At 70.4% G+C, this 19,356-nt stretch carries 16 protein-coding genes and 1 pseudogene; 4 read left to right on the top strand and 13 right to left on the bottom strand.

From position 1 onward, the window contains the following. The first annotated feature begins 25 nt into the window (after positions 1–25). The 3 genes and pseudogenes from OG453_RS16625 to OG453_RS16615 all read left to right on the top strand — a co-directional run. Positions 26–619 carry a DUF6529 family protein gene (locus OG453_RS16625; protein ID WP_266868628.1) on the top strand — a complete coding sequence of 198 codons (594 nt, stop codon included), beginning with the start codon at positions 26–28 and terminating at the stop codon, positions 617–619. Beyond that, on the top strand, positions 616–1,080 hold the full coding sequence (locus tag OG453_RS16620; protein ID WP_266868626.1) for a Rieske (2Fe-2S) protein: 465 nt from the start codon (positions 616–618) through the stop codon (positions 1,078–1,080). Before OG453_RS16625 ends, OG453_RS16620 begins: the two co-directional genes overlap by 4 nt. 113 nt (positions 1,081–1,193) lie before the next feature. Continuing rightward, a pseudogene (locus OG453_RS16615) lies at positions 1,194–1,384 on the top strand (nucleotidyltransferase); the annotation flags it as partial. Here the strand turns inward: OG453_RS16615 and OG453_RS16610 are convergent. The 11 genes from OG453_RS16610 to OG453_RS16560 all read right to left on the bottom strand — a co-directional run bounded on the left by OG453_RS16610 (position 1,381) and on the right by OG453_RS16560 (position 13,973). Then, complete coding sequence (locus tag OG453_RS16610; RefSeq protein WP_266868624.1) at positions 1,381–2,391, bottom strand: ADP-ribosylglycohydrolase family protein; 1,011 nt, start codon at positions 2,389–2,391, stop codon at positions 1,381–1,383. The pseudogene OG453_RS16615 and the gene OG453_RS16610 sit on opposite strands and share 4 nt — an antisense overlap. Beyond that, the gene (locus OG453_RS16605; RefSeq protein ID WP_266868622.1) at positions 2,388–3,137 is read right to left on the bottom strand and encodes an NUDIX domain-containing protein; all 750 of its coding nucleotides are present in this window, start codon (positions 3,135–3,137) and stop codon (positions 2,388–2,390) included. Before OG453_RS16605 ends, OG453_RS16610 begins: the two co-directional genes overlap by 4 nt. Before the next feature lie 73 nt (positions 3,138–3,210). Then, positions 3,211–4,371, bottom strand: coding sequence for a pseudouridine synthase (locus OG453_RS16600; protein ID WP_266868621.1), 1,161 nt, complete (start codon positions 4,369–4,371; stop codon positions 3,211–3,213). Between the two features lie 10 nt (positions 4,372–4,381). Beyond that, positions 4,382–5,023 (bottom strand): SMC-Scp complex subunit ScpB, encoded by a 642-nt coding sequence (scpB, locus tag OG453_RS16595; RefSeq protein ID WP_266868619.1) that lies wholly within the window; start codon positions 5,021–5,023, stop codon positions 4,382–4,384. Beyond that, the gene (locus OG453_RS16590) at positions 5,020–6,009 is read right to left on the bottom strand and encodes a segregation/condensation protein A (RefSeq protein ID WP_266868617.1); all 990 of its coding nucleotides are present in this window, start codon (positions 6,007–6,009) and stop codon (positions 5,020–5,022) included. The genes scpB and OG453_RS16590 overlap by 4 nt, the downstream gene beginning before the upstream one ends. A 17-nt stretch (positions 6,010–6,026) precedes the next feature. Continuing rightward, positions 6,027–6,584 carry a hypothetical protein gene (locus OG453_RS16585; protein ID WP_266868615.1) on the bottom strand — a complete coding sequence of 186 codons (558 nt, stop codon included), beginning with the start codon at positions 6,582–6,584 and terminating at the stop codon, positions 6,027–6,029. Beyond that, a complete protein-coding gene (locus tag OG453_RS16580) occupies positions 6,569–7,711 on the bottom strand; it encodes a ParA family protein (RefSeq protein WP_135331483.1) in 1,143 nt (380 codons plus the stop codon). The genes OG453_RS16585 and OG453_RS16580 overlap by 16 nt, the downstream gene beginning before the upstream one ends. Positions 7,712–8,077: 366 nt before the next feature. Then, on the bottom strand, positions 8,078–9,193 hold the full coding sequence (gene ald / locus OG453_RS16575; protein WP_266868613.1) for an alanine dehydrogenase: 1,116 nt from the start codon (positions 9,191–9,193) through the stop codon (positions 8,078–8,080). Between the two features lie 145 nt (positions 9,194–9,338). Further along, positions 9,339–11,381: a tetratricopeptide repeat protein gene (locus OG453_RS16570; protein WP_266869897.1), complete on the bottom strand. Its 2,043-nt coding sequence runs from the start codon at positions 11,379–11,381 to the stop codon at positions 9,339–9,341. Positions 11,382–11,596: 215 nt separating this feature from the next. Beyond that, positions 11,597–12,223 carry an NUDIX hydrolase gene (locus OG453_RS16565; protein ID WP_266868611.1) on the bottom strand — a complete coding sequence of 209 codons (627 nt, stop codon included), beginning with the start codon at positions 12,221–12,223 and terminating at the stop codon, positions 11,597–11,599. An 88-nt stretch (positions 12,224–12,311) separates the two neighbouring features. Continuing rightward, positions 12,312–13,973 carry a CTP synthase gene (locus OG453_RS16560; RefSeq protein ID WP_266868609.1) on the bottom strand — a complete coding sequence of 554 codons (1,662 nt, stop codon included), beginning with the start codon at positions 13,971–13,973 and terminating at the stop codon, positions 12,312–12,314. Positions 13,974–14,382: 409 nt separating this feature from the next. Here OG453_RS16560 and OG453_RS16555 point away from each other — a divergent pair, with 409 nt between their 5' ends. After that, entirely contained in the window at positions 14,383–16,194 is a 1,812-nt protein-coding gene (locus OG453_RS16555; protein ID WP_266868607.1) for a glycoside hydrolase family 15 protein, read from the top strand. Between the two features lie 10 nt (positions 16,195–16,204). On the opposite strand, the gene OG453_RS16550 is transcribed toward OG453_RS16555, so the two are convergent. Beyond that, positions 16,205–17,830 (bottom strand): NAD(P)/FAD-dependent oxidoreductase, encoded by a 1,626-nt coding sequence (locus OG453_RS16550; protein WP_323178635.1) that lies wholly within the window; start codon positions 17,828–17,830, stop codon positions 16,205–16,207. A gap of 10 nt (positions 17,831–17,840) precedes the next feature. After that, positions 17,841–19,352 carry an APC family permease gene (locus tag OG453_RS16545; RefSeq protein ID WP_266869895.1) on the bottom strand — a complete coding sequence of 504 codons (1,512 nt, stop codon included), beginning with the start codon at positions 19,350–19,352 and terminating at the stop codon, positions 17,841–17,843. Positions 19,353–19,356: the final 4 nt, after the last annotated feature.

The following is a 19,356-nucleotide window of genomic DNA, read 5'->3' as shown; positions in this document are numbered from 1 at the left end:
CGCCGCGCCCGACCAGGGAGCCACCATGAGCGTCGATCCGAACGCCGCGACCCAGGGCGGCTTCGGCCCGCCCCCCGCGACGGGCGACCACCGTCGCCCGCACCCCGCCCGCTATCTCGTGCCCGCCCTGGTCGCCGCGGCGGTCGCGGTCGGCCTCGGTGTGTACGGCAGGACGCACGACCCGGAGGGCACGGCCTTCAACCTCGCCGGGTTCAGCAGCACCAGCGCGGTCAAGGCCTGGCTGGGCACGACGGCGTTCGCCTTCGCGCTCGTCCAGGTCGCATCGGCGTTCATGGTGTACGGCCGTCTTCCGGGCCCGTCCTGGTCGGCGGCGCTGCACCGCTGGTCGGGCCGGATCGCGTTCCTGGTGTCGGTGCCCGTGGCGGTGCACTGCCTCTACGCGCTCGGCTATCAGACGTACTCGACGCGCGTGATGTGGCACTCGCTGCTCGGTTGCTTCTTCTTCGGCGCCTTCAGTGCCAAGATGCTGCTGCTCCGCTCGGAGAAGCTGCCCGGCTGGCTGCTTCCGGTGATCGGAGGCCTGGTCTTCACGGTCCTCACGGTGATCTGGCTGACGTCGGCGCTGTGGTTCTTCCGTACGTTCGGAGTGACGACATGAGCGGTACGCCCCCCACCCGGCGCACGGTCCTCGCCACCGGCGGCGCGGTCGCGCTGGCCGCCGGATGCAGCAAGTACGGCGACGAGGACGCGGAGCCGGAGCAGCCGCCCGAGACCGAGTCCTCCGCCGCACCGTCCTCCTCCGGCGGCGAGAAGTCCCAGAAGCCGCCCGCGGCCGACGAGTTGGCCAAGACGTCGGACATCCCGGTCGGCGGCGGCAAGATCTTCAAGGACAAGAAGGTCGTCGTGACACAGCCCGAGGAGGGCGACTTCAAGGGCTTCTCCGCGGTCTGCACGCACTCCGGCTGCACGGTCAGCGAGGTCACGGACGGCACGATCAACTGCGCGTGCCACGGCAGCAAGTACCGCGTGGCGGACGCCTCGGTGGCGGAAGGCCCCGCGCCACGGCCGCTCCCCGCGCAGAAGATCACGGTCACCGGAAATTCGATCACGCTCGGCTGACGGTGGCCCGTACGCTCACCAATGCAGCGCCTGAGCGACCTGGACCTCGTACGCGACCGCTTCGAGAAGCCGCCGACGCATGTCGAAGGACTGGCGGAGGCGCAGTTCCGGGCTACGCGCTCGGCCAGCGCAAGAAGCTCGACGCGGACGTACGCCTGCACGGCGCGCCCCGCTGGAAGCACGCGATGCGTCCCCGGTGCCGAAAGCCTGGGCCCCGCCCACGCCTCCCGACGAGCTGCCCCGCCGCCGGGTCGAGGACTTCCTGTTCCGGGTGCGCCGCGCGTCGGCGGCGGCTGCGGCTTAGGCCTCCCCGTCCCAGAGCGCCCCGAGTTCGAGCAGCTCCGTCCGGTACTCGATCCGCTCGGCCCACTCGGCGGGCCAGGCGTCCGCGCCGAGATGGGCGCCCGCGAACGCGCCGGCCAGGCAGGCGATGGAGTCGGAGTCCCCCGAGGTGCAGGCCGCCCTGCGCAGGGCGGTGAGGGGCTCGTCGGGGAACATCAGGAAGCAGAGCAGGCCGGTGGCGAGCGCCTCTTCGGCGATCCAGCCCGCGCCGGTGGCGAGGCAGGGGTCGGTCTCCGGGTTGGCGTCCTTGAGCGCCGCCGCGAGCCGTTCGAGTATCGCGAGGCACTCGTCCCAACCGCGCGCGATGAAGTGCTCGGGGGTCGGGTCCTGGGAGCGGGTCCACAGGTCGCCGAGCCAGTCCTCGCGGTACCGGGTGCGGTTGTCGATGGCGTACGACCGGAGCAGGCCGACCAGGCCCATCGGTTCCGTGCCCTCGGCGAGCAGCTTCACCGCGTACGCCGTGAGATCGCTGGCCGCCAGGGCCGTGGGGTGGCCGTGGGTGAGCGCCGACTGGGTCTGTGCGGCGCCGGCCCGCATCTCCTCGCTGAGCCACGGCATGAGCCCGAGCGGCGCGACCCGCATATTGGCGCCGCAGCCCTTGGAGTGCAGCTGGCTGGCGTCCCGCCAGGGGCGCTGCTCGTCGGCGAGCAGCTCGCAGGCGGTGACGCAGGTGTCGCCGGGGGCGCGGTTGTTGTCCGGCGAGAAGTTCCAGGCGACGAACTCCCGGCGGGTGAGGTGCGCGAACCGCTCGGGCCCGCAGAGCCCGCGCGCGGACGCGGCCTTGAGCGCACGGCCGAGCGCGAGCGTCATCTGCGTGTCGTCCGTGACGAACGCGGGCTTCGGCAGCTCCATCTCCCGCCAGGGCCCGCACTTGGCGAGGATCGAGGGTACGTCGTTGAACTCGGTCGGGAAGCCGAGCGCGTCCCCGAGGGCGAGCCCGATCAGGGATCCGGTGGCGGCGCGCTTCATGAGGTCTTTCCTTCCGAGAGGTCCGAGGCAATGGTCGAGGGACGGAGAAGGGGCGGGTGCAGTTCGGTGGCGCCGCCCGCGCGGTAGAGGGCTGCGGGCTTTCCGCGCCCGCCGGTCAGGCGCGCGGCCCCGGGGATCGCCGCGACGAAGCCGGGCGTGCCGAGCGCCTTGCGCCGGAAGTTGGCCGGGTCGAGCTCGACGCCCCACACCGTCTCGTAGACCTGCCGCAGCTCGCCGAGCGTGAACTCGGGCGGGCAGAAGGCCGTGGCGAGGCCGGTGTACTCGAGCTTGGCGCGGACGCGGTCATGGGCGTCGGCGAGGATCCGCTCGTGGTCGAACGCGAGCGGCCCGTACGCGGAGCCGTACGGCAACCAGGCGGCGCGGGCGGCGTCGCTGCCGCCGCGCACCTCGGGCGGATCGGGCACGAGCGCCGCGAACGCCACCGAGACGACCCGCATCCGAGGGTCGCGGTCCGGTTCGCTGTAGGTGCGCAGCTGCTCCAGGTGGAGCCCGCCGGCGTCCGTGAGGCCGGTCTCCTCGGCGAGCTCACGGCCCGCCGCGGTCTCGGCCGACTCCTCGGGGAGCACGAAGCCGCCGGGCAGCGCCCAGCGTCCCGCGTACGGCTCCTGGCCCCGCTCGACGAGCAGCACGTGCAGCCGGCCCGCGCGGACGGTGAAGACGGCGAGGTCGACGGTGACGGCGAACGGCTCGAAGGCGTACTTGTCGTAGGTCCCGGACACAGGCATGCCCGCCCACCCCCTTAATAGTCATGAAGACTATAAAGAGAACGGACGGGCAGTCACAAGCCCTGAGTGGTGTCTACAGGTCGACTTCCTGCATCAGCATGCCGACCTCGGTGTTCGAGAGCCTGCGCAGCCACCCCGACTTCTGGTCGCCGAGGGTGATCGGCCCGAAGGCCACCCGCACCAGCTTGTCGACCGGGAACCCGGCCTCGGCCAGCATGCGCCGCACGATGTGCTTGCGGCCCTCGTGCAGGGTCACCTCGACCAGGTAGTTCTTGCCGGTCTGCTCGACGACGCGGAAGTGGTCCGCACGCGCGTACCCGTCCTCCAGCTCGATGCCGTCCTTGAGCTTCTTGCCCAGGTCACGCGGGATCGGCCCGACGATGTGCGCGAGGTAGACCTTCTTCACGCCGTACTTCGGGTGCGTGAGGCGGTGCGCCAGCTCACCGTGGTTGGTGAGCAGGATGACGCCCTCGGTCTCGGTGTCCAGCCGGCCCACGTGGAACAGCCGCGTCTCGCGGTTGTTCGTGTAGTCACCGAGGCACTGGCGGCCTTCGCTGTCCTCCATGGTGGAGACGACGCCGGCCGGCTTGTTCAGGGCGAAGAACTGGTAAGACTGGGTCGCCACCGTCAGGCCGTCGACCTTGATCTCGTCCTTCTCCGGGTCGACCCGCATGCCCTGCTCGAGCACGATCTCGCCGTTGACCTCGACGCGGGCCTGCTCGACCAGCTCCTCACAGGCACGGCGCGAGCCGTAGCCCGCGCGGGCGAGGATCTTCTGCAGCCGCTCGCCCTCCTGCTCGGCGCCCGGGAAGGTCTTGGGCAGGTTGGTCTTCGGCTTGCCCGCGTACCGCTCGCGGTTGCGCTCCTCGGCCCGCGCGTCGTACTCACGGGAGGTGGCCGGAGCCCAACGCCCGCGTCCGCCTGCCTGGCTGCCCTGCTTGGGGCCGCCCTTGGCGCCGCCGCGCGCCGAGGCACCACGGCCCGACTTCGGGCCGTCCTGCGTGCCGCCGGTGCCCACGTCGTAGCGCCGCTCCTCCGGACGCGGCTTCTTCGGACGGCCGCTGCCGCCCTGCTTGTCGTCGCGGGCGCTGCCGGCCCCGCGCCTGTCGTCGCGGGCGTTGCCGGCACCGCGGTAGTTACCGCGGCCACCGCTGCTCCCGCCGCGGCCGCCGCTGTTGCCACCACGGCTCCCGCCGTTGTTTCCGCTGCTGTTCCTGCCGCTGCTGCTTCGCATCAAATTTCCGTTAGTCGTCTGCGTCCTCGTAACCCGGCGCATCAGGAGCGTCCGGGTCGAACGACGGGACACCTTCCTGCGTCTCTGCCTCGATCGCGTCCGCCTCGGGGAGGAAGGGCGCGAGCTCCGGGAGCTCGTCAAGGCCACGCAGGCCCATCCGCTCCAGAAAGTAGTTCGTCGTCCTGTACAGGATCGCACCTGTTTCGGGTTCCGCGCCCGCCTCATCCACCAGACCCCTCTGGAGAAGGGTGCGCATCACGCCGTCACAGTTCACTCCGCGCACGGCGGAGACCCGGGAACGGCTGACCGGCTGGCGGTACGCGACGACCGCGAGGGTCTCCAGAGCCGCCTGGGTGAGCCGGGCCTGCTGCCCGTCGAGCACGAAGCGTTCGACCGCCGCCGCGTACTCGGGGCGCGTGTAGAACCGCCAGCCGCCCGCCACGAGCCGCAGCTCGAAGCCCCGCCGCTGCACGGTGTACTCGTCGGCCAGCTCGCGCAGCGCGTCGGCGATCTGCCGCCGGGGCCGGTCGAGGACCTTGGCGAGGTGCTCCTCGGTGGCCGGTTCGTCGACGACCATGAGGACGGCCTCCAGGGCGGGCCGCAGCTCCAGATCGGCGACGGCGCCGGCCAGGTCTCCCGCGGGACTGCTCATGCCGTCTGCTCCTCGCTCGTCTCGCCCGGCAGCTCCGGGGCCCGGTCGAATTCGTCGGTCACCGTCGGCTGCCCGTCGCCGTCGCCGCCGGTCCACCGCACCATCAGCTCGCCCAGGGCGTCCTCCTGGTCCAGGGCGACGGCCTTCTCGCGGTACAGCTCGAGCAGCGCCAGGAAGCGGGCGACCACGGTGAGGGTGTCCCCCGCGTCCTCGACGAGCATCTGGAAGCTGGCCTCGCCCCGCTCCCGCAGCCGGGCCACGACCACCCCTGCCTGCTCCTGCACGGAGACCAGCGGGGCATGGATGTGGTCGACGTACACCTGAGGCTTCGCCCGCGGCTGCATCGCCTTCACGGCGAGCCTGGCGAAGCCCTCGGCGCCGATGCTGATGACGACCTCGGGCAGCAGCTCGGCATGGTGCGGCTCAAGCCCCACGGTCCGGGGATAGCGCCGCGCCTCCTCCTCCAGCCGCCCGCTGAAGATGTCCGCGATCTGTTTGTACGCGCGGTACTGAAGGAGTCGCGCGAAGAGCAGGTCCCGCGCTTCGAGCAGCGCGAGATCCGCCTCGTCCTCGACCTCGGCGGTGGGCAGCAGCCGGGCCGCCTTGAGGTCGAGCAGAGTGGCGGCGACCACCAGGAACTCGGTGGTCTGGTCGAGATCCCAGTCGGGTCCCATGGCCCGGATGTGCGCCATGAACTCGTCGGTCACCTTGGACAGCGCGACTTCGGTGACATCGAGCTTGTGCTTCGAGATGAGCTGAAGGAGCAGATCGAAGGGCCCTTCGAAGTTCGCGAGCCGAACCTTGAACCGCCCGTCGTCAGGCTCGGCGGGCGCCTCCGGTTCGACCGACGTCTCCGGTTCCGCCACCGCCTCCGGCTCGACCGCCGGTTCCTGGTCGTGGGCGGGCTCCTCCGCCGGAGCCACCGCGGGACCGCGCCCCAGGGCGCGGCGGCGGGCAGGTGGTGCGGAATCGTCGTTCAGGGGCATCGGCGGGAAGGCTACCCCTACCGCCCACGCAGCCGTCGTACGAGAATGCTCGCGTCCCCGCGGGACTCGAGATCGGCGAGGACGACAGCCACCGCCTCGCGGACGATCCGCCCGCGGTCGACCGCGAGACCATGCTCACCCCGGAGCACGAGCCGGGCGTGCTCAAGATCCATGAGCTCCTCGGCGGACACGTACACGGTGATCTTCTCGTCGTGCCGCTCACGCCCGCTCGGCCGCCGATTGGCCGCCCGCGCCCGCCGCCGCGCCTGCGCGGTGGAGGCGGAGCCGGCGGACCGGCCGCCGCCCTTCTCGCCCTCGGCGGACGCCGTGCGGCTACGGGATTCCCCGGCCCCCGACTCCGCGTCGGCGGCGCCGTGTTCGGCGGACTCACCGCCGTCCGCGTCGCCCGTGCCCCCGGTGGAGTCACCGGCGGCGGTCTCGTCGCTCTCCCCCGCGGGCGCCGGCACCCGCGGCTCGCCATTGGCCTGGCGTCGCGGAGACGACGACTGCAGCGCCATCCCCCCGGTCGTACGGAACAGTTCGTCGGCCCCCGGCAGACTCACTCGGCGTGACACCGGGCGAGCACCTCCCTGGCGAGCTGACGGTAGGCGGCGGCGCCGACGGAGTTCGAGGCGTACGTCGTGATCGGCTCACCGGCGACCGTGGTCTCCGGGAAGCGGACCGTGCGCCCGATGACCGTGTGGTAGACGTGATCGTCGAAGGCCTCGACCACCCGCGCGAGCACCTCACGGCTGTGCACCGTGCGCGAGTCGTACATGGTGGCGAGGATGCCGTCGAGCTCCAGGTCGGGGTTGAGCCGCTCCTGGACCTTCTCGATGGTCTCCGTCAGGAGGGCCACACCGCGCAGCGCGAAGAACTCGCACTCGAGCGGCACGATCACCTTGTGAGCCGCCGTCAGGGCGTTCACGGTGAGCAGGCCGAGCGAGGGCTGACAGTCGATCACGATGTAGTCGTAGTCCTGCATCAGCGGCTTCAACGCCCGCTGCAGCGTGGACTCTCGGGCGACCTCGCTGACCAACTGCACTTCGGCGGCGGACAGGTCGATGTTGCTGGGCAGCAGGTCCATGTTCGGGACCGCCGTCTTCAGCAGCACCTCGTCGGCCGACATGCCCCGCTCCATGAGCAGGTTGTAGACCGTCAGGTCCAGCTCCATCGGGTTCACCCCGAGGCCCACCGAGAGGGCGCCCTGCGGGTCGAAGTCGACGAGCAGGACCCGGCGTCCGTACTCCGCGAGCGCGGCACCCAGGTTGATGGTCGACGTCGTCTTGCCCACGCCGCCCTTCTGGTTGCACATCGCGATGATCTTCGCGGGGCCGTGATCGGTCAGCGGGCCCGGGATCGGGAAGTACGGCAGCGGGCGTCCCGTGGGACCGATGCGCTCACGGCGCTGACGGGCCGCGTCCGGGGCCAGCGTGGCCGCGTACTCAGGATCGGGCTCGTACTCGGCGTCAGGGTCGTAGAAGTGCCCCTGGGGCAGTTCCTCGTAGTCGGCGAGTTGGGTGTGGGTGGTGTTCTCGCCACTCCGGTCGCCGGCCATGGCGTTCACGTGATGGCCATCCATGCTCTGGGGTGCAGACGATGTCGGTTGCGTCGGCTGCGGTTTCTGGCGGGCTTCGAAGGTGCGGACAGCGACGGAGCCGACAGCCTCGAGCCCCACGGGTCCTTGGCCCCGCGCAGACATTCCTGGTTGACCACCCCCGGGAGCAAATGTCGACTCATTCACAAGTCGTCTTACCTCCTTGGTGACCAGGAAATTTCTCGATAGGTCAGCGTGACACCATGCCGACGGTTGGCGACTCTATGGCGTGTCACCGGTCCGCAGCAACACAATCCGCCGGACCCGGCCCGATGTGTCGGCAATCGAACGCCCCCATGTCAAGGGCGCGTGGGGTGCCATTGGCACATTTCCGGGGTGGGCGAATCGGTTAAAGGGCTACGTTCAAGGCGAGTTGACCATGTCCACGGACATACGCATACGGCCGGACCCCTCTCAAGGTCCGGCCGCAGGCGTGAGATTGACGACTTTCGTTGACGAAAGTGGTCAGGATCAGCCGAGGAGCGTCTCCAGCTCGACGTGCTCGAGGCCGTGCGACTCGGCGACCTCCTTGTAAACCACCTTGCCGTCATGGGTGTTGAGACCCAGGGCGAGCGCGTGGTCACGGCGCAGCGCCTCGACCCAGCCGCGGTTCGCGAGCTCGACGATGTACGGCAGCGTGGCGTTGGTCAGCGCGTACGTCGAGGTGTTGGGCACCGCGCCGGGCATGTTGGCGACGCAGTAGAACACCGAGTTGTGGACCGGGAAGGTCGGCTCGGCGTGCGTGGTCGCGTGCGAGTCCTCGAAGCAGCCGCCCTGGTCGATCGCGATGTCGACAAGGACACTTCCCGGCTTCATCCGCGAGACGAGCTCGTTGGTGACGAGCTTCGGGGCCTTGGCGCCCGGGATGAGGACGGCGCCGATGACGAGGTCGGCGTCGAGGCAGGCCTTCTCGAGCTCGAAGGCGTTGGAGACGACGGTCTGGATCTTCGTGCCGAAGATCTTGTCCGCCTCCTTGAGCTTGTTGATGTCCTTGTCGAGCAGGGTCACGTGGAAGCCCATGCCGATGGCGATCTGCGCGGCGTTCCAGCCGGAGACGCCGCCGCCGATGACGACGGCCTTGCCGGCCGCCACACCCGGGACACCGCCGGGCAGGACACCGCGGCCGCCCTGGGCGGCCATCAGGTGGTACGCGCCGACCTGCGGGGCCAGGCGGCCCGCGACCTCGGACATCGGGGCGAGCAGCGGGAGCGCGCGGTTCGCGGTCTCCACGGTCTCGTACGCGATGGCGGTCGTGCCGGACTCCAGGAGCGCGTCCGTGCACTCCTTGGAGGCGGCCAGGTGCAGGTAGGTGAAGAGCGTCTGGTCCTTGCGGAGGCGGTGGTACTCCTCGGCGATGGGCTCCTTGACCTTCAGCAGGAGGTCGGCGGTGGCCCAGACCTCGTCGGCGGTGTCCAGGATCTGGGCGCCGGCCGAGACGAACTCGTCGTCCGTGATGGAGGAGCCGACACCGGCGTTGCGCTCGATGACGACCTGGTGGCCATGGCGCACCAGCTCGTGCACACCGGCGGGGGTGATGGCCACCCGGAACTCGTTGTTCTTGACCTCGCGGGGGATGCCGACCTTCACGTGGATCACGGTCCTCTTGGCTCAGGGATGTTTCGGGCAATGAACTACGTACCGACACACAAGAGGGCGCATCGGAAGACACCACGGAAGTACGCGGCGGAGCCAGTCTAATGAAGGAGTTCTCTCTGTCTAGCCTTTCAATGCATCAATCTTCTGCGGAAGCGCTACGGATTTCGTAGGCGGAACCCTCGGGTCCATCCTTCGATGCAAGCCCCGTGACCTCCTCGATCTCCCTTCCCAGCATGCGCTCGGCGGCGGCGCGGTGCAGCCGGGCGGCCGCCGGGTCGCCAAGACGCTCCAGGGTGTCGGCCAGCCTGAGCTGCAGCGCCGCCTGGAGACGTACGTCGCCGGCCTGCCGCGCCCACTCGACCGCCTCCTGGCAGGTACGCAGCGACTCCTCGGGCCGCCCCGCGTACTCCTGCACCCGCGCCAGCTCGCTCAACGCCCTTGCCTGGCCCGCCACATCACCGCACTTGCGGTACCCGGTGACGGCCGAGCTCCAGTTGCGCAGCGCCTCTCCGTAGCGCCCCGCATAGGTGTGTGCGGTGCCGATGCGGCCGTAGAGCCGGGCCGCGTCGGCGCGCTCGTCCCGACCCAGGCGCTGGGCGAGGGCCCGGCCGAACCAGTCCGACGCCCGCGACCAGTCCCCCAGCTCCTGGTATGCGCCACCTACGGATTCCATTGCGCGGCCGGTCGCGTACGGGTCATTTGCTCTGCGTCCGGCGTCCAAAGCTGACCGATATCGCACCAGCGCCTCGTGTGTACGTCCCGTGCGCGCATCCAGATCCGCGAGATTGAGCAGCGCGGCCGCCTGCTCGCGGGGCAGATCCCTGCGCTCGGCGACATCCAGGACCAGCTGATGGATGCCGTACAGCTCGGGAGCCGCGTCCTCCGTGCCGCGGTGCGCGACCAGGGCCCGCGTCAGGGCCGCCATCAGGCGCCGGGCGAGGGTGTCGAGCTCCCCGTCGGCGACCGCGAGGCGGGCGGCGGCGAGCAGCGCGGGCTGCCGGATGCGCAGCCACTCGGCGGCGGCCGCCCGGTGGGGGAAGCGCAGGGCGCGCGGCAGACCGGCGAGCTTCTTGCGGGCCGCCGAGCCGTCCGGTTCGGTGATCGCCCGGCAGGACTGCAGGAGCCGCACGGTCCGCTCCAGCATCCTGGCCCGCGCCAGCTGCACCTCGGCGGGGCGGTCCTGGCTCTCGGTGAGGGAGCGCAGCAGCGGCGTCAGGCAGCCGGGCACCTCGTACTGCGGCAGCGGCGACTCCACGGCCCTGACCAGGCCGAGCTTCACGAAGTCGTCCAGGGTGGTGCGGGCGGCGGAGACCGAGCAGCCGGCCAGGGCGGACGCGGTGTGCGGGTCGACGTGGCCCGCGGGGGCGAGGGAGAGGAAGCGCAGTATCCGCGCGGCGGGGCCCGGCAGCGAGGCGTACGAGTGCTGGAAGACGCGGGCAAGGGCGGACCCCTCGTCGGGGCGTTCGTGCACCTGCTTGGCCAGGTCGGCGAGGGCCGCCTTGGGCCGCACGGAGAGCCAGCCGCCGGCCAGGACGAGGGCGGCGGGGTGCGCGGCGCACGCCTCGACCAGGCTCTCCGCGGAGCGCGGGTCGACGGTGACGCGCACCTGGCCCGCGGCGCGGGAGAGCAGCTCGACGCCGGCGGCGGTGTCCAGGCCGCCGAGCGTGCAGGGCCGCACGTCCGGGATTCCGGTGAGCGGGCCCTCGGAGACGGCGACGGCCAGGCAGTCGGGCGCGTCCGGGATCAGCGGGTCGACCTGCTCGGCATCGGCCGCTCCGTCGAGCAGCAGCAGACACCGGCGTCCTGCCAGGGCCTCGCGGAGCACCTCGGTCAGCTCGTCCTCGTCGGCCCCCGGCGGTGCGGGCACCTCCAGGACGTCGAGCAGCTCCCGCGCGGTGCGCTCGGTCGGCACGCGCGTGCCGTCGGGTTCTGTGAGGTGGGCTCGGAGGGTGCCGTCCGGGTAGTTGCCGGCGACCTGCCGGGCGAGCTCCTCCGCGAGGGAGGTGCGGCCCGAGCCCGGGCGTCCCGCGATGAGCAGCACGCGCGCGCGTGGCGCCTTGCGGCCCGAGATGGTGTCGAGGCCCGCGCGGTCGATGTCGGCGCGGAGCTCCTTCAACTCCCGGCGCCGGCCGGTGAATTGGCCTTCCCCGGAAGTCCGGGCCGACGCGGGCCGCGGCACCGCGCCGCCCGCCGCCGAACCGTCCGTGTCGACCGCCTGATCCGTCACGGGCCATGCTCCGTCCGCCTGCGCGCGAACCCGCCGGGACTCCGGTCGGGACGCTTCCAGAGCCTAGTTCAGGCCCTGCCGCGTCCCCCGTCACGCGGCGCACACAGTCGCCCGATCGGATCAGCAGATCGTCACACCGGAGCCTGAAGCCGCCCCCTGATGTGTGCTCAGGCCTCGAAGGGACGCGCGGGCCAAGGCGCCTCGGCCGGGCGCAGCGCGTCCACGCCGTCGCCGTTCAGCGCGGCGGTGAGTGAAAGGGCGCCCACGACGAGGCAGTTGTTGTGCAGTTCACCGGCGAGCACGCCGCGTACGAGCTCTTCGAGCGGTACGCGCGCCAGCTCCATGTCCGCCTCCTCCTCGGAGACTTCGAAGCGCTCGCCTTCGGCCTCGGAGAGATCGCGGGCGAGGAAGATGCGCACGGCCTCGTCGCAGCCGCCGGGCGTGGTGTAGACGTCGGTGAGGACGCGCCAGTCCTCCGCCTTGACGTGCGCCTCTTCGTAGAGCTCGCGCTGGGCGGCGTGCAGCGGGTTCTCGCCGGGGATGTCGAGCAGTCCTGCCGGGATCTCCCAGAGCTTCTGGCGGACCGGGTGGCGGTACTGGCGCAGGACCAGGACGCGGCCCGCGTCGTCGAGTGCGAGCACCGCGACCGAGCCGGGGTGCACCTGGTAGTCGCGGCGGACGACGGTCCCGTCGGGCATGACCACGTCGTCGGTGCGGACGGAGGTCTTGTTGCCGACGAACGGGGTCTCCGTCGCCGTGACCTGCCACTCCTCGGCGGTGTCCTTGATCGTCATGTCGCCCTGTCCTCCCACACGCACACAAACAGAAACCGGGGCACGCACCTCGAAAGACGCGTACCCCGGCAACCGTACAACCCTTGTGTTACTTGCCCTTCTTGGCCGCCGTCTGGCGCTCCACGGCCGCCTTCACCAGACCGGCGAAGAGCGGGTGCGGACGCGTCGGGCGCGAGCGCAGCTCCGGGTGGGCCTGTGTGGCGACCAGGTAGGGGTGGACGTCGCGCGGGTACTCGACGTACTCGACGAGCTTGCCGTCCGGGGAGGTGCCGGAGAACTGCAGGCCGGCCTTCTTCTCCAGCTCGCCGCGGTAGGCGTTGTTCACCTCGTAGCGGTGGCGGTGGCGCTCCTCGACGTACTCCTTGCCGTCGTACACCTCACGCGCGATCGATCCCTCGGCGAGCTTGGCCGGGTACATGCCCAGGCGCATCGTGCCGCCCATGTCGCCCTCGCCCGCGACGATGTCGAGCTGCTCGGCCATGGTCGAGATGACCGGGTGGGAGGTCGCGGCGTCGAACTCGGTGGAGTTGGCGTCGGGGATGTCCGCGAGGTTGCGGGCGGCTTCGATGACGATGCACTGCAGGCCGAGGCAGATGCCGAGCAGCGGCACCTTGTTCTCGCGGGCGTACTGGATCGCGCCGACCTTGCCGGAGACACCACGGTCGCCGAAGCCGCCGGGGATCAGGATCGCGTCGCAGTCGGCGAGCTGCTTCTTGGCGCCCGCCGGGGTCTTGCAGTCGTCCGAGGTGACCCACTTGACCTTGACGCGGGCCTTGTTGGCGAAGCCGCCGGCGCGCATGGCCTCGGTGATGGAGAGGTAGGCGTCGGGCAGGTCGATGTACTTGCCGACCAGCGCGATGGTGACCTCGTGGTTCGGGTTGTGCACCCGGTCCAGGAGGTCCTCCCACTGCGTCCAGTTCACATCGCGGAACGGGAGGTCCAGCTTGCGGACGACGTAGGCGTCAAGGCCCTCGGTGTGCAGGACCTTCGGGATGTCGTAGATCGACTTGGCGTCGATGGCCGCGACCACCGCGTCCTCGTCGACGTCGCACATCAGCGAGATCTTGCGCTTGATGGACAGCGGCACCTCGCGGTCGGCGCGCAGCACGATGGCGTCGGGCTGGATGCCGATGTTGCGCAGGGCGGCGACCGAGTGCTGGGTCGGCTTGGTCTTCAGCTCGCCGGAGGGGCCGATGTAGGGCAGCAGCGAGATGTGCACGACGAAGACGTTGTCGCGGCCGACCTCGTGGCGGACCTGGCGGACGGTCTCCAGGAACGGCAGGGACTCGATGTCACCGACCGTGCCGCCGACCTCGGTGATGACGACGTCCACGTCGTCCGTGGCCATGCGGCGGATGCGGTGCTTGATCTCGTTGGTGATGTGCGGGATGACCTGCACGGTGTCGCCCAGGTACTCGCCTCGCCGCTCCTTGGCGATGACCTGCGAGTAGACCTGGCCGGTGGTGACGTTGGCCGAGCCGTCGAGGTCGACGTCGAGGAAGCGCTCGTAGTGGCCGATGTCCAGGTCGGTCTCGGCGCCGTCGTTGGTGACGAACACCTCGCCGTGCTGGAAGGGGTTCATCGTGCCCGGGTCGACGTTCAGGTACGGGTCGAGCTTCTGCATGGTGACGCGCAGGCCACGAGCCTTGAGGAGCGCACCCAGGCTGGAGGCAGTCAGACCCTTGCCGAGGGAAGAGGCGACACCCCCGGTGACGAAGATGTGCTTGGTCGTCGTGGATTTGGGCTGCATAGCCAAAGGGGGGCTCCCGTGGTCGCGGTCTGGAGGGTGCGTACCGGCACTCTCACCGGGGATTCGGGGGAGGTGCCGTCGCTGCGGTTCGGGGGTTCTAGGACCACCGGCTCACGGGCTACCAGGGTATCAGCGACGGGACGAGGCTGCTTCCGGCCACGCTCCGCCACTCTCTTCACAGCCGCCTCACCTGGCGCTCACCCGTTCGGCGCAGCTGCGTTGCCCGGACCGGCGCGCAGATCACCGGGGTGCGTCGTATCCTGCTCGGACACTTGCTGCCGAGCCGTCCGACCAACGGCATCACCCCCGCCCGTTCTCCAGGAACAAGAGGCTCGCGCAGTTCGTTTTACAGCGAACTCTGACCGTAGAGCGAGCGCCCCGCGAGGGCGACGTGGCCGTTTGACTGGAGATGCACGTGGCCGGGCGCATCGAGGACTACGCACTCATCGGAGACATGCAGACCGCCGCACTGGTCTGCCGGGACGGCACGGTCGACTGGCTGTGCCTGCCCCGCTTCGACTCACACGCCGTCTTCGCCGGCCTGCTGGGCACGGAGGAGCACGGATTCTGGCGGCTTGGACCCGCGCACAGCCCGGACGCCCCGCCACCGACGGCGGCGCGGCGCACCTACCGCGGCGACTCGCTGGTCCTGGAGTCCGAGTGGGACACCCCGCGCGGCACGGTCCGCGTGACCGATTTCATGCCGCCCCGCGACACGGACGCCCCGCAGCTGGTGCGGATCGTCGAGGGCGTCAGCGGCCGGGTGCCGATGCGCTCCGCGCTGCGCATGCGGTTCAGTTACGGGCGTGTGGTGCCCTGGGTACACAAGGTCGACGGGCGCACGGTGGCCGTCGCCGGGCCCGATTCGGTGTGGCTCGACACCCCGGCCGAGACCTTCGGCAAGGACCTCACGACGTACTCGGACTTCACGGTCGCGCCGGGTGACCGGATCGCGTTCACCATCTCGTGGCAGCCCTCCCACAGGCAGCCGCCCGCGCTGCCCGATCCCGAGGGCGCCCTCACGGCGACCGAGGACTTCTGGCGCGACTGGGTCGAGCACTGCACGTACCACGGGCCCTACCGCGAGGCCGTGGTCCGCTCGCTGATCACGCTCAAGGCCCTGACGTACGCGCCGACCGGCGGCATCGTCGCCGCGCCCACCACCTCGCTGCCCGAGGACATCGGGGGCTCCCGCAACTGGGACTACCGCTACACGTGGCTGCGCGACGCGGCGATCACGCTCTCCTCGCTCCTGCGCACCGGATACCGCGAGGAGGCCCGCGCCTGGCGCGAGTGGCTGCTGCGCGCGGTGGCGGGCGACCCCGAGAACCTGCAGATCATGTACGGCATCGCGGGCGAGCGTGAGCTGGGCGAGGCCGAGCTGGACTGGCTTCCCGGATACGAGGGCTCGACACCGGTCCGGGCCGGTAACGGCGCCGCGCACCAGCTTCAGCTCGATGTGTACGGCGAGGTCACCGAGGCCCTGCACCTGGCGCACATGACGGGCCTGGCCCGCAACGACTACGCCTCGCTGCTCCAGCTCAAACTGATCCGCTACCTGGAGAGGCACTGGGACCAGCCCGACGAGGGCATCTGGGAGGTGCGCGGACCGCGCCGCCACTTCGTGCACTCCAAGGTGATGTGCTGGGTCGCCGTCGACCGCACGATCAAGCTCATCGAGTCCGGCGACGCGGACGGCCCGCTGGAGAAGTGGCGCGAGCTGCGCGACGACATCCACCGTGACGTCTGCGAGAAGGGCTACGACAAGGAGCGGAACACGTTCACGCAGTCGTACGGCTCCAAGGAGCTTGACGCCTCGCTGCTGCTGATCCCGCAGATGGGCTTCCTGCCGCCCGACGACAAGCGCGTCATCGGCACGATCGAGGCGATCCAGCGTGAGCTCTCGACGTCGGACGGCTTCATCCTGCGCTATCCGACCTCGGGCGACGACGCGGGCGTGGACGGCCTTGAGGGGGACGAAGGCGCCTTCCTGGCCTGCTCGTTCTGGTTGGCGGACGACCTGGCGATGATCGGCCGGGTCGACGAGGCCCGCAAGCTCTTCGAGAAGCTGCTCGCGCTCCGCAACGACCTGGGGCTGCTCGCCGAGGAGTGGGATCCGCGGCTGCAGCGCCAGGTCGGCAACTTCCCGCAGGCCTTCAGCCACGTGCCGCTGATCGACACGGCACTGCGGCTGACGGCTTCGGGGGCGTACGGCGGTTAGGCCCTGAGCCCTAGGTGAGCTTCCCGATCACCTCCCGGGCGGCGCGCTCCCCTTCGGTCGCGCCGCCCTCCATGAAGCCCTGGAAGTCGTAGCTGCAGTGCTCGCCGCCGATGTGGAGGTTGCCCTGCGGGGTGCCTTCGTAGCCGGCGTAGCGGTGCAGATAGCCGACGGGCCAGTACGAGTAGGCGCCGAGCGCGTAGGGGTTCTTGTGCCAGGCGGAGAGCTGGGCCTTGCCGGTCCAGGCTGCCTTGGTGCCCGGGAAGACCTGGTCGATCTGGCCGAGGTGGCGGGTGGACAGGTCGCGTACGTAGGGGTCCGTCTCGGTGCTGAACGGGCCTGCCGGTGACAGGGACTTGGCGAGGGTGCCGCCGCCGTACTGGATGAGGATGCCGCCGCTGCCCGGCTGGATCTTGGTGGTGTCCCAGGTCTGCTGGAAGTCGGCGTCGGTGAAGCAGTCGCCCGCGCTGACGCCGGGCCAGGCGCCGGTGCCGCGCCAGGGGCGGCTTGAGAACTGCATGTTGAGCTTGGTGCAGTGGCCCATCCGCGCGTCCCGCAGCAGATTCGTCATGCGGGTGTCCAACCCGGCCTTGGTCAGGTCGAGTTGTTGGAGCACCGGCAGCGGGAGGCACAGGATCGTGTGGTCGGCGGTGGCGGTGCGGACGGCGCCCGCCTCGGTGTACGTGAGGGTCTGGGTGCCGTCGGCGTTGGCGCGTACGGCGGTCAGGGCGCAGCCGGGGCGCAGGGTCCCGGCGGGCAGGAAGTCGGCGATGGCGTGCGGGAGTCGGTCGTTGCCGCCGGTGATGTGGTAGCGCTCGTTGGACAGGCCCCAGATGTTGAAGTGCCCCGGATTGGTCTGGTAGCCCATCAGCAGGACGAGGGCGAGCGCGGACTGGTCGGTGGTGTCGGCGCCGTACTCGACGTTGTAGGCGACGTCGAACCAGCGGCCGAGCGGGGAGCCGTGCCCGCCCGGCACACGCGATTCGATCCACTCATAGATCGACATGTTGTCGAGGGCAGTGCCGGTCGGGGTGGTCTGGTTCCAGAAGACCTCGCCCGCCTCCGACAGGTCGCGGCGCAGGAGTTGGTAGACCGCCTTGAAGTCCTCGTCGGCCTGGGCGCGCGGGTAGTAGGCGCCGTTGAACCAGAGGATCTCCTCCGCCCCGTTCGGGCCGCCGCCGAGGAAGTCCTCGACGGGGAGATCGAAGCGGCGGCAGAGCTCCAGGATCTTCTTGTGGCTGGTGTCGATCAGCTCGCCGCCGATCTCGGAGGTCTGGCCGTACGCCCAGTGGCCGCGCTGGGTGTACATGCGGCCGCCGACCCGGTCCGGACTGGCTTCGTAGAGCGTGCAGTTCAGGCCCGCGTCGTGGAGGGTGAGGGCCGCGGTGAGGCCCGAGATCCCGGCTCCCACGACGGCTGTGCGGGGTGCGCCCTTGCCGGTCGGGGCGGCCGTGGCGCGGGGAGCGGCCGACAGAGCGGCGGCCCCGACGGCGAGGCCCGCGGCGCCTTTGAGGACGGTTCTTCGGCCGGGCCGTGCGGCGGCGCCCCGGAGTTCGGCGACGGGTACTCCGAGGCGCTGGGCCTCGCCGTGCTCCGCGGCCAGGCGTTTCAAGGCGTGCATCGGGTTCGTACGGGACACGGGGATCTCCTCAGACGGTGGCGGGCGTCGTGGGCTCGGTGTCTTCGGTGCGTTCGGCCGCGTCCTCCAGGACGATCCGGCCGATGATCTCGTAGCGGGCGGGCTGCTTCGCCCGCAGATACAGGCCGAGCCCCAGGCCCCCGAAGAAGACGAGGCCGACGATCCACGGGATGGCCTTGAAGAAGAGGGAGTCGGCGGCCGAGCCCGCCGCGGTGTCCATGTTGATCACAAGCAGGACAACCACGGCGATCATGCCGATGCCGCCGAGCAACGGGGCCAGGAAGGTCTTGAACCAGTGCCGGTCCTCGGGGTGGTTCCTGCGGAAATAGCCGATGACGGCGAAGGAGCAGAGGGTCTGCACGATGAGGATCGCCATCGTGCCGAGGATCGCGAGCAGGGTGTAGAGGTGGATGTACGGGTCCTGTCCGGTGAGCCAGAAGGCGGCGACCAGGGCGACGGCGATCGCCGACTGGACGTAGGAGGCGATGTACGGGGAGCCGTGCGTGGGGTGCGTACGGCCGAGGCCGCGGTGCAGGAACCCCTCGCGCCCGACCGCGTACAGATACCGCGAAGCGCACTGGTGGAAGGCCATGCCGCAGGCGAACGAGCCGGTGATCAGGAGCCATTGGAAGGTGTCGACGGCCCAGGCGCCGATGAAGGAGTGCGCCGGGTCGAAGAACAGGTCGAGCGGGCTGGTGGACTGCGAGACCTTCACCGAACCGCTCAGGCCGTTGCCCGCGATCGTCATCCAGGAGACGTAGATGTAGAAGAGCCCGACGCCGACGACCGAGATGAGCGTGGCGCGCGGGATGACCTTCTTGGGGTTGCGGGACTCCTCTCCGTACATGGCGGTGGACTCGAAGCCGACCCAGGACCAGAAGGCGAAGAAGAGGCCGAGGCCTGCGGATGTGCCGGTGAAGGCGTTCTTCGGGTTGATCGGCTCTACGGGGATGCCGTCGGGGCCGCCGCCGTGGATCAGTACGGCGGTGGCGACGGCGAAGAGGACGGCGATCTCGGCGATCAGCATCACGCCGAGCGCCTTCGCGGTGAGGTTGATGTCGAAGTACGACAGGACGGCGGTGACGGCGAGCATCGCGGCCGCGTACAGGATCCACGGCAGATCGGCGCCGAGCTGATCATGGACGGTGGTCTTGGCGAAGTAGGCGAAGACGCCGACGATCGACGCCTCGAAGACGACGTACGCGAGGACGGCGAGCATCCCGGACGCCATGCCCGCGATCCGGCCGAGGCCGTGCGAGATATAGCCGTAGAAGGCGCCGGCCGCGGTGATCCGCTTGGCCATGGCGACGTATCCGACGGAGAACACCGTCAGGACGAGGGTCGCGAAGAGATAGCCCGCGGGCGCGCCGGTGCCGTTGCCCGCGCCGACGGCGATGGGCAGGTTTCCGGTCATGGCCGTGATGGGCGCCGCGGTGGCGACGGCCATGAAGACGACGCCGACGAGACCGACGGAGTTCGCCTTGAGGCGGTGGACCTCGGGTGTGCTGGGTTGCTCTGGCATCTGC

This window comes from Streptomyces sp. NBC_01381, from assembly GCF_026340305.1.
GTDB lineage: Bacteria > Actinomycetota > Actinomycetes > Streptomycetales > Streptomycetaceae > Streptomyces.
Note: the sequence above shows the minus strand (reverse complement) of the source record. Positions and strands in the feature narration are given on the sequence as shown.